This is a genomic window from Mesobacillus sp. (assembly GCF_057785455.1).
On the sequence record NZ_JBYNSB010000014.1, the window covers coordinates 1 to 18,775 of the forward strand.

19 protein-coding genes and 1 riboswitch are annotated in these 18,775 nt (G+C 45.0%); of the genes, 9 read left to right on the forward strand and 10 right to left on the reverse strand.

The window, feature by feature from the left end:
* On the forward strand, nt 1-216 hold a 216-nt coding region (locus AC3EBE_RS05500; protein ID WP_488594016.1), incomplete at its 5' end, for a hypothetical protein.
* Here the strand turns inward: AC3EBE_RS05500 and AC3EBE_RS05505 are convergent.
* From AC3EBE_RS05505 to AC3EBE_RS05530, 6 genes are all read right to left on the reverse strand, one after another.
* Complete coding sequence (locus AC3EBE_RS05505; protein ID WP_488594017.1) at nt 182-1,444, reverse strand: exo-beta-N-acetylmuramidase NamZ family protein; 1,263 nt, start codon at nt 1,442-1,444, stop codon at nt 182-184. The two genes, AC3EBE_RS05500 and AC3EBE_RS05505, sit on opposite strands and share 35 nt — an antisense overlap.
* 284 nt (nt 1,445-1,728) lie before the next feature.
* Nucleotides 1,729-3,852 (reverse strand): glycoside hydrolase family 3 protein, encoded by a 2,124-nt coding sequence (locus AC3EBE_RS05510; RefSeq protein WP_488594018.1) that lies wholly within the window; start codon nt 3,850-3,852, stop codon nt 1,729-1,731.
* Nucleotides 3,853-3,903: 51 nt separating this feature from the next.
* Nucleotides 3,904-5,598 carry a serine hydrolase domain-containing protein gene (locus tag AC3EBE_RS05515; protein ID WP_488594019.1) on the reverse strand — a complete coding sequence of 565 codons (1,695 nt, stop codon included), beginning with the start codon at nt 5,596-5,598 and terminating at the stop codon, nt 3,904-3,906.
* Between the two features lie 229 nt (nt 5,599-5,827).
* Nucleotides 5,828-6,223, reverse strand: a complete 396-nt coding sequence (locus tag AC3EBE_RS05520) for an HIT family protein (RefSeq protein ID WP_488594020.1) — start codon at nt 6,221-6,223, stop codon at nt 5,828-5,830.
* An 88-nt stretch (nt 6,224-6,311) separates the two neighbouring features.
* Entirely contained in the window at nt 6,312-6,530 is a 219-nt protein-coding gene (locus tag AC3EBE_RS05525) for a hypothetical protein (protein ID WP_488594021.1), read from the reverse strand.
* Nucleotides 6,531-6,740: 210 nt separating this feature from the next.
* Nucleotides 6,741-7,196, reverse strand: a complete 456-nt coding sequence (locus AC3EBE_RS05530) for a DinB family protein (protein WP_488594022.1) — start codon at nt 7,194-7,196, stop codon at nt 6,741-6,743.
* A gap of 257 nt (nt 7,197-7,453) precedes the next feature.
* Here AC3EBE_RS05530 and AC3EBE_RS05535 point away from each other — a divergent pair, with 257 nt between their 5' ends.
* The gene (locus AC3EBE_RS05535) at nt 7,454-7,969 is read left to right on the forward strand and encodes a DoxX family membrane protein (RefSeq protein ID WP_488594023.1); all 516 of its coding nucleotides are present in this window, start codon (nt 7,454-7,456) and stop codon (nt 7,967-7,969) included.
* A gap of 48 nt (nt 7,970-8,017) precedes the next feature.
* Here the strand turns inward: AC3EBE_RS05535 and AC3EBE_RS05540 are convergent, their stop codons facing one another.
* Nucleotides 8,018-8,347, reverse strand: a complete 330-nt coding sequence (locus AC3EBE_RS05540; RefSeq protein ID WP_488594024.1) for a phosphoribosyl-ATP pyrophosphohydrolase — start codon at nt 8,345-8,347, stop codon at nt 8,018-8,020.
* Between the two features lie 221 nt (nt 8,348-8,568).
* Between AC3EBE_RS05540 and AC3EBE_RS05545 the strand changes: the two genes are divergently transcribed.
* The 5 genes from AC3EBE_RS05545 (at nt 8,569) to AC3EBE_RS05565 (ending at nt 14,725) form a co-directional block, all read left to right on the forward strand.
* Entirely contained in the window at nt 8,569-9,450 is an 882-nt protein-coding gene (locus tag AC3EBE_RS05545; protein ID WP_488594025.1) for a LysR family transcriptional regulator, read from the forward strand.
* A gap of 151 nt (nt 9,451-9,601) precedes the next feature.
* Entirely contained in the window at nt 9,602-10,327 is a 726-nt protein-coding gene (locus AC3EBE_RS05550) for a beta-ketoacyl-ACP reductase (RefSeq protein ID WP_488594026.1), read from the forward strand.
* Nucleotides 10,328-10,366: 39 nt separating this feature from the next.
* Nucleotides 10,367-11,959 carry an acyl CoA:acetate/3-ketoacid CoA transferase gene (locus tag AC3EBE_RS05555; protein WP_488594027.1) on the forward strand — a complete coding sequence of 531 codons (1,593 nt, stop codon included), beginning with the start codon at nt 10,367-10,369 and terminating at the stop codon, nt 11,957-11,959.
* 39 nt (nt 11,960-11,998) lie between these two features.
* Entirely contained in the window at nt 11,999-13,441 is a 1,443-nt protein-coding gene (locus AC3EBE_RS05560; RefSeq protein WP_488594028.1) for a GntP family permease, read from the forward strand.
* Nucleotides 13,442-13,534: 93 nt separating this feature from the next.
* A complete protein-coding gene (locus AC3EBE_RS05565) occupies nt 13,535-14,725 on the forward strand; it encodes an acetyl-CoA C-acetyltransferase (RefSeq protein WP_488594029.1) in 1,191 nt (396 codons plus the stop codon).
* Nucleotides 14,726-14,777: 52 nt separating this feature from the next.
* Here AC3EBE_RS05565 and AC3EBE_RS05570 read toward each other — a convergent pair whose 3' ends face one another.
* Complete coding sequence (locus AC3EBE_RS05570) at nt 14,778-15,002, reverse strand: hypothetical protein (protein WP_488594030.1); 225 nt, start codon at nt 15,000-15,002, stop codon at nt 14,778-14,780.
* 340 nt (nt 15,003-15,342) lie between these two features.
* A riboswitch (cyclic di-GMP riboswitch) is annotated at nt 15,343-15,427 on the reverse strand.
* A 241-nt stretch (nt 15,428-15,668) separates the two neighbouring features.
* Here AC3EBE_RS05570 and AC3EBE_RS05575 point away from each other — a divergent pair.
* On the forward strand, nt 15,669-16,013 hold the full coding sequence (locus tag AC3EBE_RS05575) for a hypothetical protein (protein WP_488594031.1): 345 nt from the start codon (nt 15,669-15,671) through the stop codon (nt 16,011-16,013).
* Between the two features lie 41 nt (nt 16,014-16,054).
* Here the strand turns inward: AC3EBE_RS05575 and nadE are convergent, their stop codons facing one another.
* Complete coding sequence (gene nadE / locus AC3EBE_RS05580; RefSeq protein ID WP_488594033.1) at nt 16,055-16,876, reverse strand: NAD(+) synthase; 822 nt, start codon at nt 16,874-16,876, stop codon at nt 16,055-16,057.
* Between the two features lie 681 nt (nt 16,877-17,557).
* On the opposite strand from nadE, the gene AC3EBE_RS05585 reads away from it, so the two are divergent.
* Entirely contained in the window at nt 17,558-18,613 is a 1,056-nt protein-coding gene (locus AC3EBE_RS05585) for a lactonase family protein (RefSeq protein WP_488594032.1), read from the forward strand.
* Nucleotides 18,614-18,679: 66 nt separating this feature from the next.
* Here AC3EBE_RS05585 and AC3EBE_RS05590 read toward each other — a convergent pair.
* Nucleotides 18,680-18,775, reverse strand: a 96-nt coding sequence (locus AC3EBE_RS05590; RefSeq protein ID WP_488594034.1) for an IS3 family transposase, incomplete at its 5' end; no start/stop codon positions are given.

The window sequence follows — 18,775 nt, forward strand, 5'->3', positions numbered from 1 at the left end:
GCGCCAGCGGCGACGAGGAGGCTCAGCGCCGGCCCCGCGGAAAGCGAAGCGCCTGGAACGGAAATCAACAGCCCCATTCCAGCACAAACCAAAAAAACTGTAGACAAGCTCGATTTCCATCGAGTTTGTCTACAGTCTGAAATGGCCGCTGCATCTGCGCAGCGGCCATTTTTTATTTTGCTTAGTAAAGAAGGTATTGTTCCCTTACCTGCTTGAATTGCTCCAAGTCGCCTTCCCACTGAGCTTTGATTTCATCTACAGATTTGCCAGATTCGATTGCATCGCGGATCCAGCCGTTCCCTGTTAATAGATCAAAGAAGGAAATTCCTTTGCTATCTTCTGCACGGAATTGGAAGTCCGCAGGATACATATCATGGATTGTTTTTACAATATGAAGCCCTGTCTCAACTGGCTTGAACGTGTCTCGGTCTGTAATGTGAATCTGGATTCCATGTGAAAGCACTCCAGCATGCTTTGAAAAAGTTGGAATGAATGATGCTGCACGGAATTTCACGCCTGGCAGTTCCAAAGAATTCAATTCAGCTGCAAGGTCATCGGAATTGATGAACGGTGCACCAATCAATTCAAATGGTTTTGTTGTGCCACGCCCTTCTGATACATTCGTTCCTTCAATCAAAGCAGCACCTGGGTAAACCAGTGCGGTATCCAGCGTAGGCATGTTTGGTGAAGGCGGTACGAATTCAAGCGGTGTCTCGTCATAGAACATCGTGCGCTTCCAGCGGTTCATTTTTACAACAGTCAAATCGGCTCCAATATTGAACTCCTTGTTGAAAAGCATCGCCAGCTCACCGACGGTCATACCGTGGCGAAGCGGGATTTCATAGTTTCCTACAAACGATTTGAATTCTGTCTCAAGGACTGGCCCCTCTACCTTATGGCCGCCAAGCGGATTAGGGCGGTCAAGGACGATGAATGGAATGTTGTTTTCTTTAGCTGCTTCCATTGCATAAGCCATTGTATAAATGTACGTGTAGAATCGTGTGCCGACATCCTGGATATCAAACAGCAGCACATCTACATTTTCCAGCATTTCAGGAGTTGGCTTTTTCGTTTTACCATAAAGGCTGTAAACTGGCAGGTTCGTTTTTTCATCGATATAGTATTCGACATATGCTCCAGCCTGAGCGCTGCCGCGTACTCCGTGCTCTGGACCATATAATGCAGTCAGTTCAACATCAGGATCATTGAAAAGCAGGTCCACGATACTGTTCAGGTTCTTGTCCACACCGGTAGGGTTCGTAATCAAACCAACACGCTTCCCTTTAATTAAATCCTTATGCTCGCTCAGCAATGCTTCGGCACCAACCTGAAATTTCTTTAGCTCCTGGCTTTTGCCCTGGCCGCTATCATGGTTTGCAAACGCTGCTGTCAGCGAAGATAGAATCAGCAAGGTCGTAAGGACTGTCACTAGCCATTTTTTCATCCAACTCACTCCTGTTTCAGGTATTTTTTTGAGATTACTAGACTTTCTTACAGAATTACTGCCTTTTTTGGAGCTCTTTAAAAAAAAAGGGTGGGGGATCCCTCGAAAAAGTTTCTTGATTCCGCAACTTTTTTGTGGAAATTCCGCAAAATCACACGGGATTCCGCAAAAACTCCGCCGATTCTTCAAATTCTTGTCGAAATCCCGCAACATGGAAATTCACTGGTAACTCACCCGCACGATCAAAAGGAGCGTATGTGATTTACAGGATCACCATTTCCTCTTTAATAACTCAACCCATGACCGAATTCATATAGCACGCCGCCATTAAAATCAGGAATCGTGATCGGCAGCTTTCCTGTTGGAGCGAATTCCCCTGTTATTGCACCAGCGACTGCCTCGAAGCTTGCCGGCCTGAAGCCATACTGAGTCAGATATGCATCAATTTCTGGGAACGCCATGATGTCGTACGGATTACGGATGCCAACACCGATTACTGGTGCATCGGTCAAACCGATGATTTGGTTGACCATCTTCATTTGTGCACTTGCTGGCGCACGTCCAGCAACACTGTATGTGTAGCTTCCTACTACCACTGCGCTGGCGTTCTTGATTTGTTCAAGCTGAGCTGCTGTCAGTGCATAAGAACTGGCCGAGATGACAGAAGTGTTTGCATGACGCTTTTTAATTGCATTTCCTAAGTCACCAATATATGTGCTGCCCACTACCACGACTTGATCGGCACTATTCAAATTCAAAGGCAGTGCTCCATCATTTTTAACTAATGTAATTGATTTTTCTGCTGCTTCTTTTTCAATTTCTTTATGCTTTGGTGAACCGACTACCTCAAGGGCATTGGCAATTTTGTCTTCGACTGATAATGGATTTTCTTCTTTGATGACCCCGCGCTTAACCTTTAGGGTGAGAAGTCTTTTTACAGATGCTTCTATACGTTCTTCAGTGATTTCTCCATTTTTCACAGAAGCCAATAAGCCTGTTGCGACTTCTTCCAGCCCGACTGGCATCAGGACGATATCGGTTCCTGCTTTAACTGCACGGATGGCCGCGTCTACTGTTCCGAAGTGGTCAGCGATGGCCTTCATGTTCATCGCATCTGTTGTAATGACACCTTGATAGCCCATTTCTTCCCGCATCAATTCAGTCAGAACCTTGTAGGATAGTGTTGCAGGAACAGCAATTTCTTCTCCTGTTTTCTGTGAAATCGCCTTTGTGCCGTCGATTTTAGGGAAGGTGACATGCGCTGTCATGATGGCGTCGATGCCAGCCTCCATTGCTTTTTGGAACGGATAAAGCTCGACTTCCTTCAAGCGCTCCTTATCATGCGGAACCTCAGGCAATCCAAGGTGTGAATCTACTGCAGTGTCCCCATGTCCCGGGAAATGCTTTGCTGTCGCGGCTACACCAGCGTCCTGAAGGCCTTTTGTATAAGCCACTCCCAGATCAGCAACAAGCTGAGGGTCCTCACCAAATGAACGGACGCCAATGACCGGGTTGTCCGGATTGTTGTTTACATCCATGACTGGTGCAAAGTTCATATTGATCCCAAGCGATGCAAGCTCCTCGCCGATCGCGTTGCCGACGTTATAGGAAATATCAGTGGAACGTGTAGCACCTAAGGCCATATTTCCAGGCATATCGGTACCGGATTGAAGTCTTGTTACGATTCCGCCTTCCTGGTCAATCGTCAGAAGCAGGCCGAACTTTTCGGATGCATCTTGATAGTCTGAAACAAGGCGTGCAGTCTGCTCCGTTGTCACCACGTTTTCACGGAATAGGATGACGCCGCCAAGATGATATTTTTTAACAAGCTGCTGAATTTCAGGCAGCATCTCAGTTACATTCTGGCCCTTCCAAGTCCTGAAGTCAGGCATCAGCATCTGGCCAACTTTTTCTTCAATGGTCATTTTGCTGATTGCATTGCTGATTACGTCATATCTCTCGCCTTCCTCTTTTACAACCGATACGGTTGATCCAGGCTTCCCTTTTTCTCCTTCTGCCTTGGAGGAGGATTTGACTTTATAATCAAGCGAGATGCGGTCCTTATGGACACCATCTGTTACTGTAATGAAGGCTCTTCCATACTGGCCGGTAAACTGTACCAGCCCATCCTCGTCTACTTCTGCGACATTTTTATTGGCCGATTTCCAAACAAGATTTTCAGAAGCGAGCATGAAATGTCCTTCACTATAAACATGAAGCGCCTTCAGCTGGAGCGATCCGTCCTTGCTCTCTGCTTCTGATTCAGGAACGTTCTGCAGAATCACAAGGTCCTCAACCTGATTGGTTTCTTGTGCGTTAGCCTTTTTAGCAGAACTGCCGATCAGCATTTGCGAAAAAGCCAGCACGAAAACCAGTGAGCAGAGCAATAATTTACTCATTCTCTTCATTCCTATCTCCTCCATTTTCATATTTTATCCAAATCATAGAAAATTACTGATTTAATAACTTCTCTGTGCCCAGCCTTCTCCTTTGAAATCAGCTTTCACCTGTTCTCCGTCAGAGGTTGCTAGATTGATATTGTCCACATACCAGCCCCGGCCATTCGTATAGCTATCGGTCTTATATCTGAATCTGATGAACTTCGTTGATTCTGGGATCTCCGCTTCAAATTCGTTCCAGTCAACACTGCTTCCTGTAAAAACAGCAGCCCGCGTCCAGTTTTCGCCATCCTCCGAAAGTTCAAGATAGCCATAATCTGCTTGCGCTTCGATTCGGTGCCAGGTCTGGAATGATAGTTTAGCAGCCTTGTCCAGCTCCACTTCTGCTGTTAAAGAGCGCTCCATCTTATCTCCATAGCCGGAGAACCATGCTGATCCATCAGGAATTTCAACAGGAATCGCATCGGCAACCTGCCTTGCCAGCTGCCTTCTCGCCACGTTCGTAGAAACGGTATTTCTGCTTAGGTGGACTCTGTTTGTCAGCAGGATGGCAATCGTGCCATTGTTCTTATTCGCTACGATGGAAGTTCCTGTGTATCCTGTATGTCCCATCGTCGTTCCTTCTGACAATGCATCCATGAACCATCCCTGGGCCAGTTCCCAGCCTAATCCATGGTCATCGCCAGGGAATTGCGGAATCTGGTTCTCCAGAATCTTATTGACAGTTTCAGATTTCAGCATTTGCACGCTACCATAGCGGCCGTCATTCAAGTACATATGGGCAAGCTTCGCGAGATCCTCAGCAGTGGAGAAAACGCCTGCATGTCCTGCCACACCATCCAGTGACCAGGCATTTTCATCGTGCACTTCTCCCCAAACTACTCCCCTGTTCGTCCATGGCTGATATTCAGTGGCAGCAATGCGATTTTTCAAAGAAGCAGGAGGATTGTACATCGTATCCTTCATGCCAAGAGGTCCAGTAATATGCTCCTTTACAAATTCGTCCTGTCTTTGGCCTGACAGACGTTCAATCAGAACACCGAGCGTGATCATGTTGAGGTCGCTGTATGTATAAGTGCTGCCCGGTTTGTTGCTCAATGGATATTTCAAAGCAATGTCGATCCGGTCTTCACGGCTGTTCCCTTGCGTATACAGCGGCACCCACGCGGTAAACCCTGAAGTATGAGTCAAAAGCTGTCTGATCGTTACTTCTTCCTTGCCGTTCTCGGCGAATTCAGGAATGTATTTGGAAACTTTATCATCCAATTCGAATTTCCCTTGATCGTAAAGAATCATTGCTGCTGTTGTTGTGAAAATTTTACTGATGGAGGCAAGGTCAAAAATTGTATCCTCTTGCATCTTGATTGGATTGCTGGATTCAGTGTATTGATCATCTTCATATTTGTAGGCGTATCCGTACGCTTCCTGCTTGACGATGTGTCCGCGGCGGGCAACGAAAGCTACTGCTCCTGGCATAACACCGTCTGCAATCATTGTTTCCATATGGCCGTCGATTTCATCAAGAGGCTGCTGCAGCATTCCCGCTCCTCTTACAGAACCTTTATGCAGAACAGGTGACAAGGGACCAGGCTTGTCCCACGCGAAAACCGGATGCGCTTTTTCTGCAGCAGTTTTCCCCTCCCTTTGTTCGATTGTCGACCGTGGACCCGGGTATCCCTCTGCAAATGACACCGGAATCATTACACCTGTACCGAGTACTGCAGCCAAAGCAATGGTTAGTGGTTTTTTCCTCATGTTTCCTCCTTTTCCGAGCGTATGCTCCTGGTAAAATTAAAAACTATGAAAGGGCTTTCAAATTACTTATCCTTAGACTATCTAAGCAACAGTATAGATGTCTATACCACCTTAGTCCTAACACTGCGAATAACCAAAAAATCCCGGGACATGAGGCCCGGGATTTTCGATTCAATTTTATTGGGAAAATTCTGTTAGTTAATTCATTGCTTTCTTAGTAGTTTACTATTTACTGTTTGCGTATATTCTCCTTTTGCTTGATCCAATACCTGATTCCCCTGCCTGCATAAGGCTCATCTTTGAATCTGGGGATCACATGGAGATGGGCATGGAAAATCGATTGCCCTCCTGCTTCTCCAGTATTCCAGCCAACACTGTACCCGTCTGGTGAATATTGTTGATCCAGCAGCTTTTTGGCGCGCTGAAGCAAATCTCTTGTATCAGTCCACTCCTTTTCCGATAGCTCAAATACATCACTTTTATGGCGCTTAGGAATAATCAAGCCGCTGCCCTGCAGTACCCTTTGCTCCGATTCTTTTTGAATGAAATAACACGACTCATTTTCAAAAACAACTTGCTGCTCCTCATCTGCGAATATATTGCAATATGGACAGTCTTTTTGCATGGTTCTCCTCCTGAGTTCAATGGCACTGTAAAAACTTATGATAAATTTGAATATAAGATAATTTTTTTAGTTTAACGGCATAGTAAAACTACCTGCGTTTCTTCCCTTTACCTAATCTATCTAAATAATCATCATACATTTCATATACAGAACCCGCAGCCACAAACCCAATCAACAACATGATGACATACAGGAACTTCTTGATCCAGGTGACATCAATGATAATGGCCAAAGCCCCAGCGGCAATAGCAGAAACAAAAATAATCACCCATCTTTTCAATGGATTAGACTCTTTATTCCGGCTCATTTTTTCACCCTCTTTAGCGCTAATTCTCCTTTTGGCTTTTTGAGACAAGGAACAGGGTCAAAAAGTTTATAGTTCTTGTTAATATTCCTACGAATCAAAAATTCAAAAGTTACACATTTCCCCACATTTTTAAATTATGGTCTTATATCCTACGCCGCTTCCTTATATAAAAAAGCAGCCTCCCCAAAAAAGGGACGCTGCTGTATTTCGTTATTTTTGCACTAATTTTTTCATCGCATGGATTTGTCCTAGATGATATGATTCATGGAACAGCGCCATATTCGCCAGCTCGCCGACGGTTTCCAATCCAAGGAATGGCTTTGGCAGCTTTCGATCAAGCAGCTCGGCCGGCACTTCTTTTATTCTTCCAAGCTGCTCGCGCAATTGCCCAGCAAGCACTTCCACGGACGGTACATCACCAGTCCAGTCTGCAGGCCTTGTTCCATTGCCAAACAGCTCTATGTAGTTTGCCGGAAGATGGTTTGATTTTTGCGGGAAGCCCAGCATAAATTGCTCAGTCACAGTCAGCACATGCCCGACGTGCCAATGAATTGTATTGTTGAAGCCTTCAGGCTGTACACTCGCCTGTTCAGGAGTAACGTCCTGAAGATGCTTAAGGAAAAATCCCCTCGTAAGCTCGAATTGCTTAAATAATAGTTCACTCATTTTCATTCTCCTTCCAGCTTAAGTCATAATATCTATATTCTAAATTCTTCCATCCTATGCTGCAAGCGATAAGTCACTAATCACACAAATACCCCTTTAGGTATAAAATTACAAAAAAGGAAATCCTCTGTCATAAGTTGTTCAAAACATTATGGCGTATCTGTGTCTTCACACTTTATTAACAGATTTAACCAAATCAATTTGATATTTTATTAGTGTAATCATATTAATTAAATTTTCGAAGGGAAGCGATTTAGATGTTCGCTAAATGGTTAAGAGAAAACAATGTTGCTGCTGGCCTGTTGACTGTAATACGTGTATGGCTTGGTTATAATTGGATGACTGCTGGATGGGGAAAATTGACTGGTGAAGGTTTCGATGCAACTGGATTTTTGAAAAATGCTGTAGCCAACCCAGTAAAAGGTCCGGATGGACACATGGTTTATGGCTGGTATGTATCTTTCCTTGACAACTTTGCACTGCCAAATATTGAGCTTTTCAACTTCATCGTTCCGCTTGGGGAATTCCTGATCGGCCTTGGGCTTATTCTTGGATGCTTGACAACTGCAGCAATGTTCTTCGGACTTGTGATGAACTTCAGCTTCTTCCTTGCCGGAACTGTATCTCATAACCCGACTGATATCTTCTTCGGCTTCATCATCCTGTTCTCTGGCTTCAATGCTGCCAAGTACGGTTTAGACCGCTGGGTTGTTCCGTTCATCCGCAAGAGTGTTCTTAAACAAACACCTGAAGCGGCCCACAAAGCTGTCTAATAGATAAAAAGCCCCTTTGTCCAGTGACAAAGGGGCTTTTTTTGCTTCCTATTTATCAGCCAGCGATTTCAGCATAATCTTTTTTCGAAAGCCGCCGCTGCGGTTCTTTTTTAGCTGGCGCATGAATTCTACCTCTGACTCGGTGATTCCGCGATGTTCGGCAATTGCGTAGATGACCTCCAGCAGATCGACTATTTCGCTCAGCAAACGATCTGTACCGGCATTGCGGAATTTTTCCGCTTCCTCGTTGAATTTCTCCATTAGCTTTGCGCTATACTGGGCGTTATCGAGGATCTCCACATCAATTTCTCTTCCCTTTTCCTTCATCAATTCTGGAAAATAGTCTCTCACAAGCTTGTTATATTCCTTTTTCTCCATATCGATTCTCCTTTTGCAATCCTATGATAAACATATCCTTTATTAATGCTGTTCAAACACATTTGTTGAGAATGAATTCTTCCATGTTAAAAATTTCCGAAGCTGATCATGCCTCTTTTCCCAGTAAAAAAGTGGCTGCAGCCTTGCCGTGTATGGCGTAAAATCATTGTTGTGTTACAATAATCCCATCTTAAAAACGGCGATTTCTCCGGAGGATGACAATGGATACACGACAGCTTTCTTATTTCGTTCAGGTTGCAAAGGATAATAGTTTTACCTTGGCCGCTCAAAATCTCCATCTTTCCCAGCCAGCTTTGAGCAAAATGATCAAAAAGCTGGAGGAGGATCTTGGTGTCCAGCTTTTTGACCGCTCTGAGCATAAAATGACGCTGACGGATGCTGGTGAAAGGCTTTTCCAGGAGGGACAAAGAATCCTAGCCGAGATGGATTCCTTAACAGAGTCAATCCAGGATACTAAAAACTTAAAAACTGGCAATGTCAGTGTAGGGATACCGCCTGTTATCAGCACGAGCTATTTCCCCCCTCTGATCGCCAACTTCCGTCAGGACTATCCTGGCATCAATCTTTCCATTATCGAAAATGGAGCCGTTACCGTTTATGAAATGGTTGAAAAAGGCTATGTGGACCTGGGCCTGGTCATTTTGCCCGAGCTTTCCGACAGGATTGAATATATCCCAGTGACAGAGGATGAGGTGGTCCTGATAGTGCACAAGGACCATCCGCTCGCCCAGCGTGATAAGGTTGTTTTTGAAGATTTAAAGGATGAATACTTTGCTCTTTTAAATGAAACGTTCCTGCTTCATCACCATGTCGTCAAGGCATGCAGGGAAGCTGGGTTTGAACCAAATATTTATTTTAAAAGCTCACAGTGGGATTTCCTGACGGAGCTGGTGTGCCTGAATCAGGGCATCTCCATCCTGCCAAGACCTATACTTGCCAGATTCAACAGCAAGAGCATTAAGCAAATCCCGATTGACCACCCCGAAATGAAATGGCGAATCGCTATTATTCTAAAGAAGAACCGATATGTGTCCTTTGCGGCAAAAAAGTTCATCGAGTATGTGAAGCAATCTATAAGATAGCCACAACAAGCGGAGTACATTAGTACACCGCTTTTCTTTTACCTTATAACCAAAAGTTATTATTAATATGATTTATATATATTTTCAATTATCTGTGATAACGCTTACATTAAGAGTGTAGATAATTTAACACATGTAGGAGGCTTACATTATGAATAGAATGGAAGGCAAAATCGCTATTGTTACTGGTGGAGCAAGGGGCATAGGACGCCAAATTGTGGAAACGTTTGCGCGAGAAGGTGCCAAATTAGTCTTTTCCCTGGATATGGGCTCGGGCGAATACGAATTGCCAAATGTGCGCCAAGTAGAATTGAATGTAACGAATCGTGACCAGGTTGCGAAATTTGTCGATGAGGTAAAAAAAGAATTCGGCGCAATCGATGTTCTTGTGAACAACGCCGGTATCACGCGTGATGCTTTAATCCAAAAAATGACTGAAGATATGTGGGATGCCGTGATTGATGTAAACCTTAAAGGTGTATTCAACCTCACTCAGGCTGTAGCGCCAATCATGATGGAAAATGGCAAAGGTTCGATTGTCAGCATCTCATCAGTCGTCGGTGTATATGGAAATGTTGGACAAACGAATTATGCCGCTACGAAAGCTGGCGTGATCGGCATGACTTATACTTGGGCGAAGGAGTTCACCCGCAAAGGTGCCGCAGTACGATCGAACGCAATTGCTCCTGGCTATGTAGAAACGGAAATGATGGCAACTGTACCAGATAAGGTGCTTCAGCCAATCAGGGAAAAAACGCCGCTTGGCCGTCTTGGCAAGCCCCAGGAAATCGCGAATGCAGTCCTGTTCCTGGCTAGTGACGAATCCAGCTATGTGAATGGACATGTACTTGAAGTAACTGGCGGATTAAGACTTTAAACCACACCAAATAGAAAAATTCACAAAGAGGTGTTTACAATGTCTTCAGTAAAATTCATAACGTCCAAAGAAGCAGCACAACTGATCACCGACAATTCCGTTGTAGGCCTTGGAGGATTTATCGGTACCGGTGTTGCCGAAGAGATCCATCTGGAAGTAGAGAATCGTTACCTTGAAAGCAGCTCACCAAAAAACCTGACATTATTTTATGCAGCAGGCATCGGTGATGGAGCTGAACGCGGCATGAACCATTACGCTCATGAAGGTCTTGTGAAAAGAATCATCGGCGGACATATGGGCCTTGCCCCTAAATTCCAGCCGCTGGTTGTCAATAATAAACTGGAGGCCTATAACCTCCCTCAGGGTGTGATATCCCAAATGTTCAGGGACGGTGCGGCAGGCAAACCAAGGACGATTACCCATGTTGGACTTGGCACATTTGTTGACCCTGATTTGGATGGCGGCAAGCTGAATGAAGTGACAAAGGATGAGATTGTCGAAAAAATCAGCTTTGACGGCAGCTCATATCTGGCATATAAAACGCAAAAAATCGATTTTGCTATTTTAAAAGGGTCTGAGGCAGATGAAAGCGGCAATATCAGCTTTGCGAAGGAACCGCTTACACTTGAAATCCTGTCCATTGCCATGAATGCGCGCAATAGCGGCGGCAAGGTCATTGTCCAGGTTGAGAAGATTGTTAAAAACGGTTCGATTGATCCGAAGCTGGTCGCAATTCCCGGCATCTTTGTAGACTATGTTGTCGTGGCAGAAAACGCGGCAAATCATATGCAAACGTTTGGAAGCCAGCTGAATGAGGACTTTTTCCGCGGCGATGTTGTGCACAAGCAGTCGGATAAAACCTACCCGCTGAATGAGCGCAAGGTAATCGCGCGCCGTGCCGCCATGCTGCTCTCCGAAGATATAGAAGTATTGAACTATGGAATCGGCGTGCCGGAAATCATCGCCAAGGTGCTTCAGGAGGAAGGGATGAATGATCAATTCACTCCTACTGTTGAGCCTGGTGCGATTGGCGGTACACCAGCAAGCGGGCTGGATTTCGGATGCTCAGTCGGTCCCGAGGCGATCATTGACCAGCCATATATGTTCGATTTTTATGATGGCGGCGGCATTGATGCAGCATTCCTTGGCCTCGCTCAGTGTGACGCGAAAGGCAATATCAATGTTTCCAAGTTCGGCCCGAAAATTGCCGGCTGCGGCGGCTTCATCAATATCACCCAAAATGCCCGCCAAATCGCCTTCTGCGGCACCTTCACTGCCGGTGGCTTAAGGGTAAAGGCAGAGGATGGAGTGCTTGAAGTCCTCCAGGAAGGAAAAGCAAAGAAATTCATCGAGGCAGTTGAACAGATCACCTTCAGTGGCGATGTAGCCCGTGAAAACAAGAAAAAGGTCATTTATATTACCGAACGGGCTGTGTTTGAACTTTTACCGGAAGGACTGACGCTCACTGAAATCGCACCTGGTGTCAACCTTGAAAGGGATATCCTCGCCCAGATGGATTTCAGGCCGCTGATTGCCAAGGACTTGAAGCTTATGGACAGAAGGATTTTCATGGATGGCCCAATGGGACTGAAGGAAGATGCTAAGCCAGCAAGCTTTCACAGGGCAGTCTAATCAATAATTATATTTTTTCATTCGAGAGGGGTTACCCGTATGGAGCTATTTATCATTCTTTTAGCACTTGGCTTGCTGATGTTCACGGCTTACAGAGGCTATTCGGTTATCCTGTTTGCGCCGATCGCTGCATTGCTTGCGGTCCTGCTGACAGATCCAAGCCACGTGCTTCCTTTCTTCAGCAATATCTTCATGGAGAAAATGGTTGGATTCATCAAGAGTTACTTCCCGGTATTCCTGCTGGGCGCAATCTTCGGCAAGGTCGTCGAAATGTCGGGCATCGCTGAATCGATTGCAAAAACAATCATCAAATTGGTTGGCGGCACCCGCGCCATCCTTGCCATCGTCTTGATGGGTGCGATTTTAACGTATAGCGGCGTCAGCTTGTTCGTTGTTGTATTTGCCATTTATCCATTTGCTAAAAACTTATTCAGAGAAGCGAACATTCCAAAAAGGCTTATTCCTGGTACGATCGCGCTAGGTGCCTTCACCTTCACGATGGATGCACTGCCTGGAACACCGCAAATCCAGAACGTAATTCCTGCCGGCTTCTTTGGAACGGACATTTATGCAGCGCCAATCCTTGGTATTCTCGGAGCTATTCTCGTCTTCACTTTAGGAATGCTGTACCTTGAGACGATGAGAAAAAGAGCGGCGAAGCGCGGCGAAGGCTTTTACGGCTTTGACAATGCTGAAACAGCTGCTGCTGCAGAGGCCGACCTTCTCGAAGAGGGTGCAGCCAACATTGATATGACAGCTCAATCAAGCACTTTAAAAGCTGCATTGGCTTTCGTACCTTTAATCCTTGTTGGTGTTGCTAATAAGTTTTTTACTGTGAATTTGCCAAAATGGTACCCAAACGGTTTTGATTTTTCCAAAATTGGTCTTGAAGCTTACGGAACAGTCCAGATGGCTGGAGTCGTAGGGATCTGGTCTGTTGAACTGGCACTGATCCTTGGGATTTTCGCTACTCTTCTGTACGATTGGAAAAAGGTTACCGGCGGTTTTAAAGTTGGGGTCAATACAGCAATCGGCGGCGCCCTTCTCGCTTCAATGAACACAGGTGCTGAGTATGGTTTCGGAGGAGTCATCTCTTCCCTTCCAGGGTTTTCGATTGTAAGTAAAGGCATCTCAACTGCATTCTCTGATCCATTGATCAATGGTGCCGTTACAACCACAACTCTTGCAGGGGTAACTGGCTCTGCATCAGGCGGGATGGGAATTGCGCTAAGCGCTATGGCTGATACTTATATGAAGGCCATCACAGAATTCAATATTTCGCCAGAGGTCATGCACCGCGTCATCTCGATGGCATCGGGCGGAATGGATACTCTTCCGCACAACGGAGCGGTCATCACCCTGCTTGCAGTAACAGGACTTACGCACAAACAATCCTATAAAGACATCTTTACAATCACAGTGATTAAAACGCTGGCCGTTTTCTTCATTATTGCAATCTACAAGCTTACAGGTCTTGTATAATACTAAGTGACAATTTTTACCTTATTAATTATGATTAAAGAAACAGGGGGAGCTTTCCCCCTTTACTTTTAAAGTTCGAAAGGGGCAAGAAAAATGGAAAATACAATTGTAATTGCAAGTGCTGTCAGAACAGCAACCGGAGCCTTTGGCGGAGCATTTTCAGGCGTTTCTGCAGTCGATTTGGGTGCAACCGCGATCAAGGCCGCCCTCGAAAAAGCAAATGTCAGTGCAGAAGCAGTCGATGAAGTAATCATGGGCAATGTGCTTCAGGCAGGTCTTGGCCAGAATCCTGCTCGCCAGGCTGCAATGAGAGCTGGACTTCCTGAAACCTGCCCATCGATGACCATCAACAAGCTGTGCGGATCAGGCTTAAAAGCGGTCCACCTTGCCTATCAGGCGATTGCTTCCGGTGAAGCCGATATCGTTGTCGCTGGCGGAATGGAAAACATGAGCCAGGCACCTTTCGTCTTAAAAGGAGCTCGTGAAGGGTTTAAAATGGGAGACCAAAAATTAGTAGACACATTGCTTGGTGATGGCCTGGTTTGTGCCTTCAATGATTACCATATGGGCATCACAGCTGAAAACCTGGCTGATAAATACGAAATCTCGCGTGATGAACAGGATTCCTTCGCGGTGAAAAGCCAGAACAAAGCAGAAGCTGCGATTACTTCCGGTCGCTTCAAGGATGAAATCGTTCCTGTCGAGGTAAGACAGCGCAAGGGTGATCCACTCATCGTTGATCAGGACGAACATCCAAAGTTCGGCAGCACACTTGAAAAGGTTGGCAAACTGAGACCAGCCTTTAAAAAGGATGGCACAGTAACAGCAGCAAACGCGTCTGGCATCAATGACGGCGCGGCAGCAGTCGTTGTAATGAGCGGCAAGAAGGCAAAGGAGCTTGGGGTGACACCGCTTGTCACTATCAGGGCTAATGGTTCTGCAGGGGTGGATCCTTCCATCATGGGAATTGGCCCTGTGAACGCAGTCAAGAAGGCTCTTGAAAAAGCAGGAATGGAGCTCACGGACATTGACTTGGTAGAAGCAAACGAAGCATTTGCGGCACAGGCACTGTCCGTGATGAAAGAGCTGGGCATGAACGAAGAAAATGTCAATGTTAACGGCGGAGCGATCGCACTGGGCCATCCGATTGGAGCAAGCGGAGCAAGAATCCTCGTTACCTTGATCCATGAGCTGAAAAAGAGAGACCAGCAATATGGTCTGGCTACCCTCTGTATCGGCGGCGGCATGGGTGTTGCTACCATCATTGAAAATGTAAAAGAATAATAGTAAAAGCCTGTGGTTCCGATCCACAGGCTTTCATATTTTTATAGGATATTCACACCACATAATCTTCCGTTAACTTACTGCAGGCATTTGAAAGATTCTGCAGGCATTCCATCCTGAGCTTCTCATCGCAGATGAAATCATTAAGGAGCTCTTCCTCCAGCTTCACCTGGATTTGATTGATCTCCTCAAGCAGCCTCTCTCTTTTTTCAACCTCTGCTAAATGAAACTCGATTTCCCGTTCAAAATACTCTACAGTTCCAAACAAAACAGTCAAGCCTTCCTCCACCTTTCTATATTTATACTAGTTTTCCTGATGTAAAATCATGATGTTTATATGGAACAAATCTGCCAAAAGAATTATTTTTATTATCCTGTCAAGATTCTTAAGTATTATTTAACCTCTCTCAAGCCGCGCAAACGTCAAAATTGATTTTTTCATAGATTTATATCATTATTCTGACTATTCAGCTAAGCTGCCGACAAATGATAAGATTTCCCCTACTTAATGTCTCCGATTCAGGAGGAAATAAAAAAATCCTCCAAAAAGATGGCGGATTTTCGGCAATGGCATACTCCTCCCACCATTTACCCATCTTCAATAACATCCGATCCTTTTTGGCAACCCGACGATCATAGCGAAAACACCTTAGACTCGTGGCTTTGCGTCCCTACCTTTCGATAAGTTTGCCTTTTTCTGTTCTAATTAAAATATAAAACTATCGAACCATCATTTCAACAAATTTCGCCAATTGTCTACAAAATTGAAACTTTTTACCTATTTCCAAATGCGCAATAATTTACATTTACAAGGGAAGAACGAACACGGAGTTAAAATTCGATTGTTTCCACAATGTAATAGTGACGCAACACCTATGTAAAATTTGGTTGGTAAAATAGAGGGAAGAAGCTTGATTTTTAGGCGAATGGCAGGAGGATCCTTATGGAACAGCATGTTAAGATGTCGCTGGATAAATGGAAAGCGGAAATCGAAGGAATTTTGAACGAGATTGATGCAGAGTATGAAGAAGTAAAGAATGAACTGAAGGTCTATACATATAAGCACAACATTACCAAGCAGGTCGTGCAGTCAACGGTGAATCCGGATCTGAACCGAAAAATCCGCGAACTGTACCATGAACCGTTTGAACAAAAGTTCAATGACCTTAAGGAATATATCAAGGAACTGGAAGAGAAGAAGCGAGTCTTCCAAATGTTCACCGATAAAATCGACAAAGTCACGGAAAAGGAAGACCAAAGAAATTTCGCAATGACAGAAATGGAATAGTTTCATTAAGAAAGCCTGGCTGTGGAGCCAGGCTTCTTTCATTATTTTTTCCACCAGGAGTCGAACATTGAAGCCGGAACATGCCTCTTATGTTCAGATACCATATATCGTGTTTCGATTTTGGCAGCATCCTGTTCGGAAATCTGCTTTCCTTCCAGGTAGTCATCGATTGCTTCATAGCTCACGCCAAGCTCGGTTTCGTCAGCCTGCAATGGCTTATTGTCCAGAAGATCGGCTGTAGGCTCCTTCAGGTACAATCTTGCCTCTGCATTCAGTGCTTTAAGAAGCTCACGCCCCTGCCTTTTGTTCAATCCAGTAAGAGGCAGCAAGTCGGCCCCGCCATCTCCATACTTAGTGAAGAAGCCTGTGACAGCTTCCGCGGCATGATCCGTTCCAATCACCAGCAATCCTTCCTGGCCAGCAATCGCATATTGAGTAATCATCCTCATACGAGCCTTGACATTTCCTTTGTTAAAATCAGTCAGCTGTTCCCCGATCGCTTCTTCAAATTGGGTATTGAACGTATCAACCGCAGGCTGGATATTGAAGGTGACTGTCTTGTCAGGCTTGATGAAATCAAGTGCACGCTGCGCATCCTCTTCATCCTTTTGCACCTTATACGGCAGGCGGACCGCAACGAACTTCGCGTCGACTCCCTCTGAGCGAAGCTCTTCAGCCGCGATTTGCGCAAGCTTTCCAGCAAGCGTTGAATCCTGGCCTCCGCTGATCCCAAGTACAAAACCTTTCGCCTTTGAAGCCTTCAAATAATCCTTCAAAAAGCCAATCCGCTTCTCGATTTCCTCCTGAGGATTAATCTCCGGCTGCACATTCAATGCCTCGATAATCTGTTTCTGTATACTCATCATATACCTCCTTAATCACTGAAAAAGTTATTATAAAAGAGCATATCTCTTATACCGTTCAATGTCTAGAAATTGCCTGAGAAATTAACTGCCCATTCATAACTATACCGTTTTATTGAAAAAATAAACGTCTGGCAGATAAGATTTTTTGTTGCTAGCATTAGGATTAAATACTGCAGGCCCGCTATGCCTGGATGGCTCTTATCGGGCTTAATAGGACCATCTAAGGCTGTCTTTATATGCCCGAATGGTTCTCATCACGCTTATTAGGACCATCTTCCACTGTCTTGTTATACTCGAATGGCTCTTATCGCGCTTATTAGGACCATCTATCTCTGGCTTGCTATGCCTGGACGGCTCTTATCACGCTTATTAGGACCATCTAAGGCTGTCTTTATATGCCCGAATGGTTCTCATCACGCTTATTAGGACCATCTACCTCTGGCTTGCTCTCACCGGACGGCTCTTATCGCTCTTATTAGGACCATCTACCGCTGGCTTGCTATGCCTGGATGGCTCTTATCACCTATTAAAACTTCTTTTACCCTTCAGCAAGAAAATCAACAGCTCGCGCCACGACCATCCACAACATTTTATTCGCAGCTGAATTTTTGCTAGACTATATAGGGAATAAATATCAGACCAAAATAAAGCTTAAACAACAATACTGGAGGCTTTCGAATGGCAACTCATGAAAAGTTCAATGGCTATATTGGCACATATACTAAAGGTGACAGCAAGGGAATTTATTCTTTTACCCTGGATGCTGTCAGCGGAAAAATCACAGATGTCAGGGCGGCGGCCGAGCTGGAAAACCCGACTTATCTGACAATCAGCGAGGATAATCAATATCTGTTTGCTGTTGCAAAGGAAGGAAATTCAGGCGGCGTAGCTGGCTATAAAATTGGTCAGTCTGGCGAGCTTGCATTGATCAACAGACAGTTAACAGAAGGCGCATCTCCCTGTCATGTGAGCGTGAACAACGATAACAGCCTGCTCCTGTCAGCAAACTACCATAAAGGTTCTGCTGATTCCTATCGCTTAAATCCTGGAAGCGGTGAAATAGAAGCTGTGCTTTCAAGCATTTTCCACGAAGGTTCAGGACCGGACGAAAGACAGGAAAAAGCACATACGCACTATTCCGGTTTTACCCCTGAGGGAAAATACGTGGCTGTCATTGATCTTGGGATTGACCAGCTGATTACGTACGCATTGGACAATGGGAAGCTGGTTGAAAAAAGCATTTTGAAGGTCAAGCCTGGCAGCGGCCCAAGGCACCTTACCTTCCATCCAAATGGGAAGTACGCTTATTTGATGACAGAGTTCAGCTCTGAAGTATTGACGTTGAAATATAATCCTGAAGATGGCAGCTTCCAGCAGCTGCAGGCAATCTCGACGCTTCCAGATGACTTCACTGAAAACAACCAGGGAAGCGCGATCCACATCTCATCAGATGGAAGATTTGTCTATGCAGCCAACCGCGGACACGATAGTATTGCTGTATTCGAAGTAAATCCAGATAGCTTTGAGCTTTCATTGGTAGAGCGCACATCAACAGAAGGCAACTGGCCAAGAGACTTTGTTTTGGACCCAACTGAAAAATACTTGATTGCCTCCAACCAGAACTCAAGCAATATCGTTCTTTATTCTCGTGATCAGGAGTCTGGCAGACTTGCACTAATCAACTCTGATGTACAAGTGCCAGACCCTGTATGCGTGAAATTTTTACATTATTAAAATGAAACGGGCAGGCGCATATGAACTGTACCCCGTCAAGTAGACAATCGAAATAATAAAAATGATTTAAGCGGCGTTAGCTCTATATTCTATAGGGCTAAGGCCGTTTAATCGTTTTTGATATCTATCGTGATTATAAAAATGTATGTATTCATCTATTGC